The 16518-nt window shown below is 39.4% G+C and carries 13 protein-coding genes; 11 read left to right on the plus strand and 2 right to left on the minus strand.

Annotated elements, in window-relative coordinates:
- Position 1: 1 nt before the first annotated feature.
- On the minus strand, positions 2 to 628 hold the full coding sequence (locus BM107_RS08110) for a M23 family metallopeptidase (RefSeq protein ID WP_090982093.1): 627 nt from the start codon (positions 626 to 628) through the stop codon (positions 2 to 4).
- 501 nt (positions 629 to 1129) lie between these two features.
- Positions 1130 to 2350 (minus strand): metallophosphoesterase, encoded by a 1221-nt coding sequence (locus tag BM107_RS08115; protein WP_166672313.1) that lies wholly within the window; start codon positions 2348 to 2350, stop codon positions 1130 to 1132.
- Positions 2351 to 2565: 215 nt separating this feature from the next.
- On the opposite strand from BM107_RS08115, the gene BM107_RS08120 reads away from it, so the two are divergent.
- The 11 genes from BM107_RS08120 (at position 2566) to BM107_RS08175 (ending at position 16447) form a co-directional block, all read left to right on the plus strand.
- Positions 2566 to 3012, plus strand: a complete 447-nt coding sequence (locus tag BM107_RS08120) for an RrF2 family transcriptional regulator (RefSeq protein WP_090982095.1) — start codon at positions 2566 to 2568, stop codon at positions 3010 to 3012.
- A gap of 407 nt (positions 3013 to 3419) precedes the next feature.
- Entirely contained in the window at positions 3420 to 5510 is a 2091-nt protein-coding gene (locus BM107_RS08125; protein WP_090982097.1) for a HEPN domain-containing protein, read from the plus strand.
- Between the two features lie 90 nt (positions 5511 to 5600).
- Entirely contained in the window at positions 5601 to 6371 is a 771-nt protein-coding gene (gene cobA, locus BM107_RS08130; RefSeq protein WP_090982099.1) for a uroporphyrinogen-III C-methyltransferase, read from the plus strand.
- Complete coding sequence (locus BM107_RS08135; protein WP_090982101.1) at positions 6355 to 7866, plus strand: TSUP family transporter; 1512 nt, start codon at positions 6355 to 6357, stop codon at positions 7864 to 7866. The genes cobA (BM107_RS08130) and BM107_RS08135 overlap by 17 nt, the downstream gene beginning before the upstream one ends.
- A 2-nt stretch (positions 7867 to 7868) precedes the next feature.
- Positions 7869 to 8570, plus strand: a complete 702-nt coding sequence (locus BM107_RS08140) for a phosphoadenylyl-sulfate reductase (protein ID WP_090982103.1) — start codon at positions 7869 to 7871, stop codon at positions 8568 to 8570.
- A gap of 133 nt (positions 8571 to 8703) precedes the next feature.
- Positions 8704 to 9609 (plus strand): sulfate adenylyltransferase subunit CysD, encoded by a 906-nt coding sequence (gene cysD / locus BM107_RS08145; RefSeq protein WP_090982362.1) that lies wholly within the window; start codon positions 8704 to 8706, stop codon positions 9607 to 9609.
- Between the two features lie 142 nt (positions 9610 to 9751).
- Positions 9752 to 11002 (plus strand): sulfate adenylyltransferase subunit 1, encoded by a 1251-nt coding sequence (locus BM107_RS08150; RefSeq protein ID WP_090982105.1) that lies wholly within the window; start codon positions 9752 to 9754, stop codon positions 11000 to 11002.
- Between the two features lie 408 nt (positions 11003 to 11410).
- The gene (locus tag BM107_RS08155; RefSeq protein WP_090982106.1) at positions 11411 to 11875 is read left to right on the plus strand and encodes a hypothetical protein; all 465 of its coding nucleotides are present in this window, start codon (positions 11411 to 11413) and stop codon (positions 11873 to 11875) included.
- A 472-nt stretch (positions 11876 to 12347) separates the two neighbouring features.
- Positions 12348 to 13142 (plus strand): uroporphyrinogen-III C-methyltransferase, encoded by a 795-nt coding sequence (cobA, locus tag BM107_RS08160; protein WP_090982363.1) that lies wholly within the window; start codon positions 12348 to 12350, stop codon positions 13140 to 13142.
- Between the two features lie 615 nt (positions 13143 to 13757).
- Entirely contained in the window at positions 13758 to 15170 is a 1413-nt protein-coding gene (locus BM107_RS08170; protein WP_090982110.1) for a glycogen synthase, read from the plus strand.
- 8 nt (positions 15171 to 15178) lie between these two features.
- The gene (locus tag BM107_RS08175) at positions 15179 to 16447 is read left to right on the plus strand and encodes a glucose-1-phosphate adenylyltransferase (protein ID WP_090982112.1); all 1269 of its coding nucleotides are present in this window, start codon (positions 15179 to 15181) and stop codon (positions 16445 to 16447) included.
- Positions 16448 to 16518 lie beyond the last annotated feature (71 nt).

Below are 16518 nucleotides of genomic sequence, written 5' to 3' on the forward strand. Positions count from 1 at the left end.
TTTATTTAACATATTCCTTCATAAACTTTTGGGGATTGTAAAACCGTTCGTTCAGTTGTAGCTTATTAAAGGTTAACCAGCTGGCACAGCCATAATCATCAAATTTTTTCCTGATTTCTAAATGGAGGTGGTGATAATCGCCTCCATACTTTTTACTTTCCTGCGGTGTAAATAACCTGGCCAGTTTGGTATTCTGATCCACCTGCTGACCATTGCTTACATAAATCTCTTTCAGGTGTTTATAAGAAGTGAACATCGTTTGGCCATTAGGCAGTTTATGTTTGACCACTACGGTACGTTGGTTTTCCCCTAAATGTACAGAACAAACTACTCCGTTGGCCATGGCATAAACACCAACAAGTTTACTTTTTGGTTGAGCAGGATTGATATCAATAGCCGTGTGAATATGGCCTTTAACATAACTGTCGCGGTGATCGCCAAAAATGCTGATGATTTTAATGTTGATTGTCTTTTTACGGTTAGCTACATCAAAGGGTAAAAACCATTGATCTGCAGTTTTTGCAGGAGCGACATTGGTGTAATAAGGCTTCCAGCGGTCGCGGTCTTTCTCAATGGTTGGCGTTTCAAATAATAGCATTGATAAAAAAATAAATAATAATGTTTTCATGCCATGAGGTAATTTAAAGCAAGATAACGATTTTAATAGATAAACTATCTTTGTAGTTAAAATAATATTATGGTTATTTCAACTAAAGCGCAGTAAAACGAAGAAATCGGTCTGAACAGATTTAACTTCAAGGGCTTTTGGGTTTTTAATTGTTTTGCAATCCACTCAAACTGGGCGATCCATATTATTTTTATGGCCGATATTAATCTGGAAAAGAGAAGGTTTATTTGATTTCATCAATCGCTCGATTTACCCAAAGTCAGATGGCAACGTCTGACTGCACCTTCAAATGAATTCCTTGGTTGGTGTCTCACCGACCGATCAAGATGTTTATTCCGAGTGGTCTGTGGGGACACAGACCACGGCGTTTGCGTTCGTTATTCCCAACTTGATTGGGAATCGTAATACTTTAGCTGGACTTGTTACTTGCATAAGATTCCCGCCTGCGCGGGAATGACGATTGCGTAGACAACAAATCCCCCATCCCGGGGCATTTGTTGTTTATTTTTTCTTCAACTCTATCACCGTAATCTCTGGCCAGATCCCGATCCGGCCTGAAAAACCCAGAAAACCAAAACCCCTGTTTACGTTTAAAAACCTGCCATTTTCGGTCTTAATGCCTGCCCAGTGTTTGTAACGGTATTTCACCGGACTCCATTTGATCCCGAAAGCTTCTATGCCAAACTGCATGCCATGGGTGTGCCCGGCAAGGGATAAGTTAATTTTAGACGGATAATTTTTTACCTGTGCATCCCAGTGCGAAGGATCGTGCGAGAGCAAAATCTTGAAATCGGTAACACTGGTATTCTGTAAGGCCTTATTCAGATCACCACGTTCTCCAAAACCAATTCCCCAGTTTTCTATTCCAGCTAATATAATTTTTTCGCCGTTCTTATGCAGTTCTACATGTTCATCCAGTAAAAGTTTAAAGCCAAGTTCATTGTGGTACGCTTTTAATCGGTTCAGGTTCTGTATTTTATCTGCTTCTGTAGGCCACTTGATATAATCGCCATAATCGTGATTTCCTAAAACAGAAAACTGTCCGAATGGTGCTTTAATCTGCGAAAAATGGCCTATGTAAGGTACAATTTCTGATGCGGCATTATTGACCAGATCGCCGGTGAAAACAAACAGATCACTTTTTTGCGCATTAATCATATCAATCCCTTTTTGAACGGCTTTTGGATTGGTAAAACTTCCCGCATGTACATCAGAAATTTGCGTTAACGTAAAGCCATCAAAACTTACAGGCAGATCATCAAAGTATAAAGTATTTTTAATTACGCGGTAAGCATATTTTCCCTTGGTAATGCCATAAGCAAACAGGGCAATGGTTAAACAGAACATTATAAAAGCAAAATCTACCCAGTAGTTGTTTCTGGCAGCGATATGAAATCCACCTGATTCAAAACTAATAGCAACTGCCATCAATAATCGGAAAACATCGCCGAGCAGCAGAAAAAAAGCGAATACAATTTCTGCTGCAAAAACAATCAGGAAAGTGTGGCTGACGATCTGGAAAAATTTATTGATGCCCTGAATCCGCATTTGCTGAATGGCAAAAAATAAGGCAAAAGTTAAACCGGTAATAAATACCCAGAAAATGGGGCTTAATAAGCTGGATTGACTGATTGCACCCAGGCCAGATAAAACATAAGCGTTAAAGGCAAAAAATATAATTGCAACGATGATGAGCGGCAATAGATTGAGTTTTCTTTTCATGATTAGATCTGCAATTCAGAATAGTGCGCAAAAGTAGATTTTAAACGCTGATAATTGACTTTCTGTTAAATGATGAAGTTATTTTTACGCCCGTTTGATTAAAGCAATGATCATTATTCTGCGTTATATTTATCAATATGATAGCAGGAGGAATTAAAATCAACTTCCTGTTGCATATTTTATAATTTACTTTCTTTTATTAGCTTTGTACAAATATGCTATCCAAAAAGACAAAATATGCCATAAAAGCGCTTGTGGCGTTGGGCAAAAATTTAGATAAACCACCCATGCAGATTTCGAAAATTGCAGAGGAGGAGCATATCCCTAAAAAGTTTTTGGAGCAGATTCTGCTCGATTTGCGTAACGCAGGCTTTCTATATAGTAAAAAAGGTGCCGGAGGCGGTTATAGCCTCAACAAAAAACCTGAAGAAATCTTTTTGGTACATGTAATGCGTGTAACCGATGGACCGATCGCCATGGTTCCCTGTGCGAGTTTAAACTTTTACCACAAATGTGATGAGTGTGTAGATGAGAAAACTTGTGGAATCAGGAGTGCTTTTATTGATGTTAGAGATGCTACGCTCAAGGTTTTAACCGAAACCAGCATTGCCGACGTAATTGGCCGCGAGGATAACCTAAAAATCGGTATCGTTAATTTATAGTTTTTAGAACTTTCTCCTAATGGTCTGTTACCCTGAACCGCGTAAAAACCTATCAGGTTTTTTAAACCTGATAGGTTTAAGCATACTAAATCAATTGGCAGTTAGCAATTTGTAGTTTTCAGTTACCCTAATTTAAGAATTTAATTTACAGATTTCTCCATTTCGCTGCGCTCCAGTCGAAATGACGTTCTTCTATGTAAATTTTTTTATAATAAATTACTACTATTCCTATATACTTTATATATTTGGCATATAAATTTCAGTTTTATGCCTGAAAAGTTAACTGCTGTACAGATGATGTGCTGTTGCAAAACGCAATAATTGGAACCTACAGATCACTTTTAGTATAAAACATGGAATGCTTCCCGGTGAAAGGGAGGCATTTTTAGAATTAGCTAACAACACATATGCAAAGTTTCAGAACAGAACTCGAAAATCCGATTGTCGAGCAGGACATTATCGATTTGGAGAATAAGATTAAAGCTTTCAGGGATGGAACCATTCACGACGAAAAGTTTAGAAGCCTGCGTTTGGCCCGTGGTGTTTACGGACAAAGGCAACCGGGTGTGCAGATGGTGCGTATTAAGTTGCCGTTTGGCAAGGTAACTTTTAAACAGTTATTGCGTATTGCCGATATTGCCGATGAGTACGGAAGTGGTAACCTGCACTTAACTACCCGTCAGGATATCCAGATCCACTATGTAAGTTTAGACCGCACACCAGAACTTTGGGCAAAGCTCGAACAGGATGATATTACCCTTCGCGAAGCCTGCGGAAATACGGTGCGCAATGTAACCGCTTCTCCAAATGCTGGAATAGATGCAGAAGAGCCTTTTGATGTTTCACCTTATGCTCAGGCAGTATTTGCCTACTTTTTACGTAATCCCATCTGTCAGGAAATGGGCCGTAAGATTAAAATTTCTTTTTCATCCAGTGATAGGGACACCGCATTCAGCTACATTCACGATTTAGGTTTTATTCCTAAAATAAATGAAAAAGGCGAACGTGGCTTCAAGGTTTTATTTGCCGGTGGTTTAGGAGCACAACCTTTTCTGGCCAATGCCGTTCACGAATTTTTACCTGAAGATCAGTTAATCCCTTTTACTGAGTCTGTTCTTCGCGTTTTTGACCGTTATGGCGAGCGTAACAATCGCAATAAAGCACGCTTAAAATATCTTGTTCAAAAACTGGGTCTGGAAGAGGTTTTGCGTTTGGTTGCTGAAGAACGCACCGCCAACAAAGTAAAAACCTTTAAAATTGATGTTAACGCTGTTCAACAACCACTCTTGCCTTTAGAACAAGAATACCCTTCGGTAGAGATACTGAATGAAGCCCATTATAAACACTGGTTAGCTACCAATGTAATTGAACAAAAGCAAGCAGGGTTTTATGGTGTTTATGTAAAAGTTCAGGTAGGAGATATCAAAACAGATAAAGCAAGGGCGTTTGTTGATGCCATCAGGTTATATGTGGCTGATGAAATCAGGATTACCCAAAACCAGGGCTTATTGTTGAAATTTGTACGGAAGGAAGCTTTGCCTTCTCTATACACCGCTTTAAATAAAATTGGTTTTACGACAGCCGGTTTTGATAGTTTGGCCGATATTACGACTTGTCCAGGTACTGATACCTGTAACCTGGGTATTTCCAACTCGATGACACTTGCTGAAGTTTTGGAAGAGGTTATTTATACCGATTTCCCCGAGTTTATTTACGAAAAAAACATCAAGATCAAAATCAGCGGCTGTATGAACTCTTGCGGTCAGCATGGTTTAGCTGAAATCGGTTTCCACGGAAGCTCGGTAAAAGCCGAAGGAAAAGTGGTTCCTGCCGTTCAGGTGATGCTTGGTGGAGGTACTGTAGGTAACGGCGTAGGCCGCGTGGCAGAACGGGTAATTAAAGTGCCCTCAAAAAGGGCAACAAGTGTTTTACACTATATTTTAAATGATTTTAAGGCCAATAACCTGGCTGATGAAAACTTCCATCAATATTATGATCGTAAAGGTAAAGACCATTTTTATCAGTTGTTGAAGCCATTGGCCGATTTAACCAACCTTAAAACAGAGGAGTTTGTAGACTGGGGGCATGTGGAAGAATTTGTAACAGCCATTGGTGTAGGCGAGTGTGCTGGTGTAGTAATTGATCTCGTAGCTACCTTATTATTAGAGGCTGATGAAAAATTTGAATGGGCAAAGCAAAACTTAGATAAAGGTGCTTATGCAGATTCTATTTACCATACCTACAGCACTTTTGTAAGTGCTGCAAAATCGCTGTTGTTGGATAAAGGAGTAAATAGTAGCACACAGGTTGGGGTAATTCGCGAATTTGATAGCCACTATGTAGAAACCGGCGAATTTAATTTGCCTACCAATTTCTCAGACCTGGTTTTACAGATCAATAAAAATGAACCAACTGCCGAGTTTGCAAAGAAATATTTTGAAGAAGCCAATCAGTTTCTAAATCAAATTAAAGAGAAAAGAGCGGTATTGGTGAAATGAGATTTGAGATGATAGATGTGAGAACTGTGAACGCTAAGCGTCAAACAACTCTTTATCCAGTTTTTCAAAATAGAATAATTAAAAAGATACATGGTTAATCAAAATATAGAATCAAAAATTACCCTTTTGGGGGCAGGTCCAGGCGACCCGGATTTATTAACCTTAAAAGGCGTAAAAGCATTGCAAACTGCTGATGTGGTATTGTATGATGCTTTAACCAACGAGGCATTATTAGAGCATGCTCCGGCAGCCGCCATTAAGGTATATGTAGGGAAACGTTCTGGAGAGCATTCCTACCCGCAGGATACCATCAACAAATTAATGATCGATTATGCTCTAAACTACGGTCATGTAGTGCGTTTAAAAGGTGGTGATCCATTTGTTTTTGGCAGGGGATATGAGGAATTGGACTATGCTGCATCGTATAGCATTCCGGTTAGTGTTATTCCGGGTATTTCAAGTTCGATCGGCGTACCTGGCCTACAACAGATCCCGGTTACGCACCGCGGTATGAGCGAAAGTTTTTGGGTAATCACCGGAACGACGACTTCCGGAGAAGTATCTGCTGATATTTACCAGGCAGCACAATCAAAAGCTACGGTACTGGTACTGATGGGACTCAAAAAACTAGCTAAAATTGTAGAGATCTTTAAAGCTGCAGGCAAGCAAAATTTACCAGCTGCAGTAGTGCAGAATGGATCTGCAGAAGATGAAAAATTGGTTATCGGCGTGGTTGAAACCATAGAAAGGTTGGTGCTACAAGAAAATATTAAAGCACCTGCATTATTAATTTTTGGAGAAGTTGTATCATTACATCCGTCATTTAAAAAATTAATTAAACAATATGCAAGTATTGCCTAACCAATCTGATAGTGCAGCGTCTTTTTCTGAAGAAGAAAAAGGTAACCAGCTTTTTCCTGTTTTTGTAAAGCTGAACAAGCTGCGTACATTATTAATTGGTGCGGGCAATATCGGGTTGGAGAAGTTAACGGCAATTGTAAATAATAGCCACAGCGCTACCATTACCATCGTAGCAGAGCAGGTATCGCCAGAGGTTTATGCACTTGTTGCAAATTATCCGCTGATAAAAGTTAAACAAAAAACTTTTGATGTAAATGATTTAAATGATATTGATATCGTTTTTGCTGCGACCAATAATTATATTTTAAATGACGAAATCAGAAAGGTAACGCATGAGCGTGGTTTGCTGATCAATGTGGCCGATAAGCCAGAATTATGCGATTTTTACCTGGGGTCAATCGTTCAAAAAGGTGATTTGAAGATTGCCATTTCTACAAATGGAAAATCGCCAACCATTGCTAAACGTTTAAAACAAATTTTAAATGAAGGTTTACCTGCAGAGCTGGATGAAACGCTGCAGAATATGAGTGCTTTGCGCCAAACGTTAAATGGCGATTTTTCTGCAAAGGTTAAAAAACTGAATAAGGTTACCCAAAGTTTAATTAATCCGAAAAAAAGCTTTGCCGAGCAGAATATCAAATGGTTAATCTGGGTAGCATCGGTTTTACTCATTGTCGCTATCGGATTTTCTCTGTGGAATACCGAGCCGGAATTCCAGCAATTTTTAATCAATATCGATCCGTTGTTTTATTGGTTTTTAGGTGCCGGATTTGTATTCGCATTAATAGATGGTGCCATTGGGATGTCGTATGGTGTGACCACCGCATCATTCTCGCTTGCGATGGGTTTGCCTCCCGCATCCGCAAGTATGGCCATCCATATTTCTGAGGTAATGAGTAACGGAATTGCAGGATGGATGCATTACCGGATGGGGAATGTAAACTGGAAATTATTTAAAATTTTAATCCTTCCTGCTATCATCGGAGCCGTTTTAGGCGCTTACATCCTATCTTCATTAGAACACTACAGCAGTTATGTTAAACCGGTTGTTGCAGTTTATACACTTTTTCTGGGGGCTGTTATTCTAATGAAAGCGTTTAACATCAAAAGGAAAAAAGCGGATCAGAAAATCAAAAAAATTGGTTTATTAGGTTTTGTAGGAGGTTTTATAGATGCAGCCTTTGGTGGCGGATGGGGATCGATTGTATTATCCAGTTTAATTGCAGGCGGCAGGCATCCCTTGTTTTCTTTGGGCACTGTGAAAATCAGCCGCTTTTTTATCGCCACGTTGAGTTCGCTTACCTTCTTTACCATGTTAGGTGGCAAACACTGGGAGGCCGTTGTAGGTTTAATTATCGGTAGCGCAATCGCATCGCCAATAGCCGCAAAAGTATCCAACAAAATTTCGGCAAAAACCATTATGGTTGCCGTGGGGATTATTGTGATGATCGTAAGCTTAAGGAGTGTAATCATGTTTATTTTAAAATTAATATAGTGATGGGGAACTTAGAGGAGATAAAAGCAACACTGGAAGGCTTAAGTACAGTAGATAAACTGAAATTTTTGGCAACTGAATACGCCGGGCGTATTATATTTTCAACCAGTTTTGGCTGGGAAGACCAGGCAATTACCCATTTAATTTTTGCCAATAATATTCCGATCAAGGTTTTTACTTTAGAAACCGGACGTTTGTTTCCGGAAACCTATTATGTTTGGAACCGTACCTTAGAAATTTATAATAAACCCATTCATGCCTATTATCCGCAGAACGGACTCTTAGAGGATATGGTCAACACAAAAGGCCCTAACAGTTTTTACGAATCGGTAGAGAATAGAAAAGAGTGCTGTTACATCCGTAAAATCGAACCCTTAAAAAGAGCATTGAAAGGTAATGATATCTGGATAACAGGGATCAGGGCCGATCAAAGTGCCAACCGCGAGGATATGCATGATTTGGAATGGGACGAAGGAAACCAATTGATCAAATTTCACCCTATTTTTGATTGGACTTTGGATGACGTAAAAACCTACATTAAAGAAAACAATATTGTGTACAATACTTTGCATGATAAGGGTTTTCCTAGTATAGGATGCGCACCCTGTACACGAGCAGTACAGCCCGGCGAAGATTTCAGGGCCGGTAGATGGTGGTGGGAAGACCAGAGCAAAAAAGAATGCGGTTTACATGCCGCAGGCTGATGGAAGAAGTAAAATGGTAGATATGGAATGGAATTTAAGCCTTCCAACTTTTCGAACCTTCCGACAATTAACAACAACAAATATAACTTTGAGTGTTTGGAACATTCAATATTTAAACATTCCAACAATTGAAATGAGTACATATAATTTTGATTATTTAGATGAGCTGGAGGCCGAAGCCATTCACATCTTACGTGAAGTTGCAGGTCAGTTTGAAAAACCAGCCCTTTTGTTTTCAGGGGGGAAAGATTCGATTACTTTGGTTCGTTTGGCAGAAAAAGCTTTCCGTCCGGGTAAATTTCCTTTTCCGCTGGTACACATAGACACCGGTCATAATTTCGAAGAAACCATCACCTACCGTGATCAAATGATAGAAAGGATTGGTGAGAAACTTATTATTGGCTCTGTTCAGGAATCTATCGACCAGGGTAAAGTAGTAGAACAGACCGGTAAAAATGCCAGTAGAAATGCATTGCAAACCGTAACCTTGCTCGATACCATTGCCAAATACCAGTTCGATGCCTGTATTGGCGGTGCCCGTAGAGATGAAGAAAAAGCCAGGGCAAAGGAGCGTATTTTCTCTGTCCGCGATGAGTTCGGACAGTGGGATCCGAAACGCCAGCGTCCCGAACTCTGGAACATTTACAACGGTAAAATCCATAAAGGCGAAAACATTCGTGTATTTCCGATCAGTAACTGGACAGAATTAGACGTCTGGAATTACATCCGCAGGGAGAAAATAGAACTTCCGAGCATTTATTTTTCGCACGAACGAGAGGTAATTACCAGGAATGGCCAGCTGATGGCCGCTTCGCCTTTTTTAAATATGGATGAGGAAGATGTGGTACAACGTAAACAGGTGCGTTTCCGTACGGTTGGCGATATGTCTTGCACCGCCGCAGTAGAATCAGACGCATTTTTGATCGACGATATTATTTCAGAAATCAGTGCCTCAAAAATTTCAGAGCGTGGTGCACGTTTAGACGACAAGGTTTCTGAAGCCGCAATGGAAGACAGAAAAAAGGGAGGGTATTTTTAAAGGAGACGTGAGATTTTAGATGTGAGATTTGAGAATCTTGCATCTGTCTAATCTCATATTTATTATTTTTAAGGGTAGCGTGAGATCTGACAATCTTGCATCCGTCTCATATCTATTATCTCATATCTCAAATCTCAAAAAAATGAACATATTAAAATTTTTCACAGCAGGCAGCGTAGATGATGGTAAAAGTACCTTAATTGGCCGTTTGTTATACGATACAGATTCTATTTTGGCTGATCAGTTAGAAGCTTTGCAGCGCTCCAACCGCAAAAATGACGATGGGACAATAGACTTAGCCATTTTAACTGATGGTTTAAGGGCAGAACGTGAGCAGGGTATTACCATTGATGTAGCCTATAAATATTTTCAGACAGAAAAGCGTAAATTTATCATTGCAGATACCCCGGGCCACATTCAGTATACCAGAAATATGGTTACCGGAGCTTCTACTGCTAACTTAGCCATCATCTTAATTGATGCCCGTAACGGTGTGGTAGAGCAGACTATCCGTCATTCGTATATCGTTTCTTTACTGGGCATTAAACATGTGGTGGTCTGCATCAACAAGATGGATATGGTGGATTATAGTGAAACCGTGTATAGTGCCATTGTTGAAAAATACAAAGTTTTGGCGCAGCGATTAAAGTTGGTTGATGTAACCTATATCCCCGTGAGCGCATTAAAAGGCGATAATGTAGTACAAACATCAGAAAATATGCAATGGTATGAAGGTGAAAGTTTGTTGCATTTTCTGGAAAAGGTAGATACCGACCACTTAGATCAATCTCAACTGGCGCGGATGCCAGTACAATGGGTAGTTCGTCCGCAAACAGCAGAGCTGCATGATTACCGGGGTTATGCTGGGCGTGTGTTAAGCGGAACTTTCAAATTAAATGATAAAGTTACGGTCCTTCCTTCAGGAGCAAGTTCTGTTGTAGAGAAGATTGAGTTTTTTGATGAAGAACTTGATGCTGCACACGCTGGTCAATCGGTTATCATTCACTTAAAAGACGATGTCGACATTAGTCGTGGTGATACCATTGTAAATGCATCGGCTTTGCCACAGGAAACAAAACTGATTGAAGCAGATCTTTGCTGGATGGATACGCGTGCCCTTGATACTTCCATCATGTATAATATTCAACATAATAGCAAGGTTACCAAATGTAAAATCAGCGAAATTCTACATAAAGTAGATATCAATACTTTAGAAAAGCATGCTGCAGAAGAATTTAAACTGAATGATATTGGCCGTGTAATTGTGAAAACCGCTGATGCGCTGGCTTTTGATTTATATGATGATAACCGGGCAAATGGTTCTGCTATTTTAGTTGATACCCGGACCAATTTAACCGTTGGCGCACTCATGTTTAGGGCGGCAGTGGAGTAGGCGGTAAGATGGAAGATGTTGGATGGAAGATTTGAAATAGCCAATAAGCAATTTTCAATGATCAATAATGGATAGTGTTGTAGGGTACGGCTAAAATCTTGATATTCTTAACGCATTAATGATGGAAGAATGGACGATGTGAAATGTAAGATGGAAAATAAAAATTAATAAATCGCTAAATCAGTTACTGATCCTAAAATCTCGTAATCCAGAAAACCTTAGCGTGGAGAACCACAACCAAATATAATAGTGAAAGCTTTAGATTATTCTAATGCGAAAGCAATTTCAGCGGGGCACCAAATGGTGCCCCGTTTTTCTTTACAGGTTTTTTGTATATTTAACTTATGGAAACGATTCAGATTTTTCATCTCGTTATTACAATATAAACGGAAACCCAAATTCCAAAACATGAAAAAAAATCTCTTGTATTTCGCTTTAGCGGCTATGCCCTTCGTTTTTGCCTGTAACCAATCTCAGAAAAAGACTGATACTGCAAAAAAAGATTCGGTAGTCAATCAAACCTGTTATGCCGCTTTCTTCGAAAAAGACAGTGCTGCTATGATTGTAAAAACAATGGCATCTGGCAAAATAACCGGTTCACTTTTGGTAAAATATGCTGACAAGCCTGAAAATAACGGCAAAATAAGTGGAAAATTTAACGGCGATACTTTACTGGTTGATTATCGGTTTAATACAGGTAAAGATACCACAAAGGCATTTACCAACCCACTGGCTTTTTTAAAGAAAGATGGTAAACTCATTATGGGAGTTGCACAGATTGAAACCACGCTGGGAAGATCCTATTTTGTAAAAGGAAAGCCCATTAATTACGAAGCCGGGAAATTTACTTTTTCAGAGGTGGATTGTAAATAAACGCTTGATCTTACATCCTGAGGGATAATTAGTTTGTCATTGCTCCAAAGACGCTGGTCTTAGCGTCTCGCTAAGACCTTGTTCAATTTTTTTGCCACGGAGGCGTAAAAGCACGAAGATATTTTCTAACGCTATCCGTCACCCTGAATTTATTTCAGGGTCTATCATATCTCCCGTTTTTCTGTCGCTCCGGTTCAGATACACAAATGAAGTTTGCCCTAATGTATCGATTATAGTTTATTTTTGCCACTGATGCAGAGAAAGCACGGAGATTTTTTTCGCTTGTTAGGCTCCATTTGCGGTACTATCATTTCGGGCGATAGTTATAAGATCGAGTGGTAGCTATACAGATATCCTTCAATTTGTTCTGAACGACAGTTATAAAATTATTTTAAAATAAATTACTACAATTTCTATAGACTTTATATATTTGTATTGTTAACGAATGGATAATGGACATAAACTTTCAGTTATGATTTTGAATAAAGTAGAAAAAGCGAACATTGAACCAAAAATTACATTAATAGGTGCTGGTCCTGGTGACCCGGATTTATTTAGTTTAAAAGGGGTTAAGGCATTAAAAACAGCTGATGTTGTTTTGTATGATGCAAATGTAAACGAAGCTTTATTGTGTCATGCACCAGATGGTATCCCTAAAGTTTATGTAGGCAAACGTTCTGATGATGAATCATTTTCTCAGGACGCAGTAAACAGGCTCATCATTGACTATGCTTTAAATTATGGTCATGTTGTACGTTTAAAAAGCGGCGACCCGTTTTTCTTTGCAAAAGGGTATGAAGAAATAGATGCAGCAGAATCTTATAGTATCCCTACTGAAATCATTCCTGGGATTTCGAGTGCCACAGGTGTGCCAAGTTTGCAAAAAATCCCTATGATTTATAAGGACATGAGCGAAAGTTTTTGGGCAGTAACTGGAACCAATTCTAAAGGTGAAATTTCGGAGGATTTGTACATAGCTGCAAAAACGAAAGCTACGATAGTTGTTTTAAACGGCATTGAAAAAGTAAAAGAGATTGCAGCCATTTTTCAGGCAGAAAGTAAAAATCTGTTGCCAGTTGCCGTTATCCAAAATGGTTCCACACCTGACGAAAAGATTGTGGTAGGTATAGTTGAAACCATTGCTGAGATTGTGGAAGATAAAAGAATAACGGCCCCGGCTCTATTGGTTTTTGGCGATGTGGTTTCATTACACCCTCAATTTCAACCCATCCGCGATTTCTACGAAATTATCGCTGAAGAGTACTAGATATTTTTAAGAAATATATTTGTTTTGTTGTTAAAAACCGCTTATGGATTTAAGCGGTTTTTTTATGTTTGCATTTTCATATTATATGATGTGGCTTCACGCTCAAATTATTTCAGGATCTCTGGCGTAAATAGCTGTTTTGAAAAATCTCCGCGTTTATCTGCGAAATCAGCGGGAAGTTATCAGCCACTTGTTCCCGCAGAATTAAAAAGATCACCGCTGAAAAGTCTAAATTAAAACCATGCGAACAGAGTGTAAGATTTCATCGTTCCGCATTGCTCCAATTTAGAACTCAACAGAAAATTGTTCCCAATACCACATTTCCAGCGTTTGACGGGAAACCAACTTTGTTTATAAGCCTGATTGTAGCGGTAAGCCCGGAACGCAGTGAGGACTTATAGCGGAAAGCAGGGCTGCAGGCCGCCACAGAAAACAGAACATTCACTTTCAAAAAAACACAGAAGTAAATTTATATGAATTAGATCTCTCCGTTACGCTTTGCTCCAGTCGAGATGACGATATTTGATAGAATAATCAACTAAAAATATAATTTTCATTATTTGCAAAACTCAAAACAATTAGTAACTTACTTCAGTTATCTACTGCAAATATTTGATGGAAATTATACATATAAGTGCCGAGTGTTACCCAGTTGCAAAGGTTGGTGGTTTAGCCGATGTAGTAGGGGCCTTACCAAAATACCAGAATAAACTAGGCCATATTGCCAAAGTGGTTGTGCCTGCTTACGATACCAAATTTATCCGCGAAAGTGAATTTGAGGTCACTTATGATGCCTGGGCAAATTACGGGAATAACCACTTTCAGTACCGTATTCTAAAAGAAAAAACCAATAAACTGGGTTTCGACTTATATATTGTCCATATACAGGGCTTAACAGACCGCCCAAATGTATATGGTTACGGCGACGATACGGAAAGATTTATGGCTTTTCAGATTGCTACCCTCGATTGGATGGTGCAATGGGAGCATCGCCCGGACGTAATACATTGTCATGATCACCATACAGGATTGATTCCTTTTATGGTTTCAAATTGCATAAAATATAAGCCTATAAGCATTGTGCCTACGGTGCTAACCATTCATAACGCCCAATATCAGGGCCAGTTTGGATGGGATAAATTGTACTATTTACCCGCATTCGATTTATGGAAAGGTGGTTTACTGGGCTGGGATGATGCCATAAATCCCCTTGCTTCTGCTATTAAATGTGCCTGGAAGGTAACTACGGTTTCGCCAACTTACCTGGAAGAAATGATGGGCAATGCGCGCGGACTGGAAAGTTTGTTACGACAGGAACGTTGGAAATCAGTTGGGATATTAAATGGAATTGATAACGAAGTATGGAATCCTGAAACAGACCCCATGCTGAATAAGGGTTATACTATAAAAACTGTAGAAGCTGGGAAATTGGCAAACAAAAAAGCACTTTGCGATGTTTTTCAATTAGATTCATCTAAGCCCCTGTTTACTTTTATAGGAAGATTGGTTGACGAAAAAGGTGCCGATATTTTACCGGACATTTTTTATACCGCTTTGCAACAGCATGGCGACAACATCAATATTTTGGTTTTAGGCTCGGGAGATAGTTGGGTGGAAGGAAGGTTAAACCAGTTGAAGGATTTCTTCGGAGGCAGATACAATGCTTATATCGGTTATAATGAACAGGTTTCGCATCAAATATATGCAGGTGCGGATTTTCTGATCATGCCATCAAGAGTGGAGCCTTGTGGACTGAACCAGCTTTATGCCTTACGCTACGGAACGGTTCCGATTGTGCGTAGGGTTGGAGGGCTGAGAGATACTGTGATCGATATTGGCGACAATGGTTTCGGGATCTGCCATGACCAAACGAGTATTTGGGATGTTACACATTCTATTAACCGTGCAGTTGGATTTTACAATGATAAAAAAGCCTTTAAAGCTGTAAGAAAAACCATGATGAAAATTGATCATTCATGGGATAGGGCAGCCTTGAATTATATAGAATTATACCAAAATTTAAAATAAGCTTAAGCATGACTGACAAAGTTTTAGGCGTTATCCTTGGCGGTGGCCAGGGCTCTAGATTATCGCCACTAACACAAACACGTTCTAAACCGGCAGTTCCGATAGCTGGTAAATACCGTTTGGTAGACATTCCAATCTCGAACTGCCTCAATTCGGGTATCCACCGTATGTTTGTGTTAACCCAGTTTAATTCGGCATCCCTAAACAAACACATTAAAAATACCTATCACTTTAGTCACTTCAGTACGGCTTTTGTTGATATCTTAGCTGCCGAGCAAACGGTGCAAAACTCTGGCTGGTTCCAGGGTACTGCAGATGCTGTCCGTCAGTGTATGCATCACATCGTTTCTCATGAATTTGATTATATTTTAATCCTTTCGGGTGATCAACTTTACCAGATGGATTTTAAAGATATGATTGAGAAACATATCGAAGCTGCTGCAGAAATTACCATCGCTACCATTCCGGTAACGGCAAAAGATGCAACTGATTTTGGTATTTTAAAGGCTGATGAGGAAAACATGATTACTTCTTTCATCGAGAAACCTAAAACCGGATTAGAGGATTGGGTTTCTGATACGGGGGAAGAAATGCAATCGGAAGGGCGCAACTTTCTGGCATCGATGGGGATCTACGTTTTTAACCGCGATTACCTGATCAATATCTTAAACGAAAACGAAGAGGAAAAGGATTTTGGTAAAGAAATTTTGCCTAGAGCTATTAGGGAAAGCAGGGTTTTAAGCTTCCAATATGAGGGTTATTGGACCGATATCGGTAACATTTCATCTTTCTTTGAAGCCAATTTAGGACTGACAGATGAAATACCGAAGTTTAATATGTTCGATAGCAACCATGCTATTTTTACCAGGGCAAGGATGTTGCCACCTTCGAAAATTTCGGGTACCACTTTAGATAAAACCATTATTGCTGAAGGCTGTATTATTCAGGCCAGCAAGGTAGAACATGCTGTTTTAGGGATCAGGTCGAGAATAGGAAAGGATACGGTGATTACCAATGCCTATATTATGGGTAGCGATAGGTACCAGACTTTAGAAGAGATACAGGAAGAAAACAGTAAGGGAAATTCTTTGATTGGAATAGGCGATCGTTGCTTCATCAATAACGCCATCATTGATAAAAATTGTCGTATTGGTAACGATGTTAAAATTAATGGCGGCGATCATTTGGAAGATGGCGATTTTGAGCTTTATGCTGTAAAAGATGGTATAGTGGTTATTAAAAAAGGTGCTGTTGTACCAAGTGGTACAGTAATTTAAGATATATTGTCATTCTGAGCGAAGCGAAGAATCTTTCAAGACCTTACAGATTTCAAAAATCTGTGAGGTCT

The sequence above is a fragment of the Pedobacter suwonensis genome (assembly GCF_900111825.1).
In the GTDB taxonomy this organism is placed as follows: domain Bacteria; phylum Bacteroidota; class Bacteroidia; order Sphingobacteriales; family Sphingobacteriaceae; genus Pedobacter; species Pedobacter suwonensis.

What these genes read in the sequence shown, in the direction of transcription:
- BM107_RS08125 (WP_090982097.1), top strand. Translation starts at nt 3,420, where the DNA reads ATGCAAAGTTTCAGAACAGAACTCGAAAATCCGATTGTCGAGCAGGAC.
- cobA (WP_090982099.1), top strand. Translation starts at nt 5,601, where the DNA reads ATGGTTAATCAAAATATAGAATCAAAAATTACCCTTTTGGGGGCAGGT.
- BM107_RS08150 (WP_090982105.1), top strand. Translation starts at nt 9,752, where the DNA reads ATGAACATATTAAAATTTTTCACAGCAGGCAGCGTAGATGATGGTAAA.
- BM107_RS08115 (WP_166672313.1), bottom strand. Translation starts at nt 2,350, where the DNA reads ATGAAAAGAAAACTCAATCTATTGCCGCTCATCATCGTTGCAATTATA.
- BM107_RS08110 (WP_090982093.1), bottom strand. Translation starts at nt 628, where the DNA reads ATGAAAACATTATTATTTATTTTTTTATCAATGCTATTATTTGAAACG.
- BM107_RS08120 (WP_090982095.1), top strand. Translation starts at nt 2,566, where the DNA reads ATGCTATCCAAAAAGACAAAATATGCCATAAAAGCGCTTGTGGCGTTG.
- BM107_RS08170 (WP_090982110.1), top strand. Translation starts at nt 13,758, where the DNA reads ATGGAAATTATACATATAAGTGCCGAGTGTTACCCAGTTGCAAAGGTT.
- BM107_RS08135 (WP_090982101.1), top strand. Translation starts at nt 6,355, where the DNA reads ATGCAAGTATTGCCTAACCAATCTGATAGTGCAGCGTCTTTTTCTGAA.
- BM107_RS08155 (WP_090982106.1), top strand. Translation starts at nt 11,411, where the DNA reads ATGAAAAAAAATCTCTTGTATTTCGCTTTAGCGGCTATGCCCTTCGTT.
- BM107_RS08140 (WP_090982103.1), top strand. Translation starts at nt 7,869, where the DNA reads ATGGGGAACTTAGAGGAGATAAAAGCAACACTGGAAGGCTTAAGTACA.
- BM107_RS08175 (WP_090982112.1), top strand. Translation starts at nt 15,179, where the DNA reads ATGACTGACAAAGTTTTAGGCGTTATCCTTGGCGGTGGCCAGGGCTCT.
- cysD (WP_090982362.1), top strand. Translation starts at nt 8,704, where the DNA reads ATGAGTACATATAATTTTGATTATTTAGATGAGCTGGAGGCCGAAGCC.
- cobA (WP_090982363.1), top strand. Translation starts at nt 12,348, where the DNA reads ATGATTTTGAATAAAGTAGAAAAAGCGAACATTGAACCAAAAATTACA.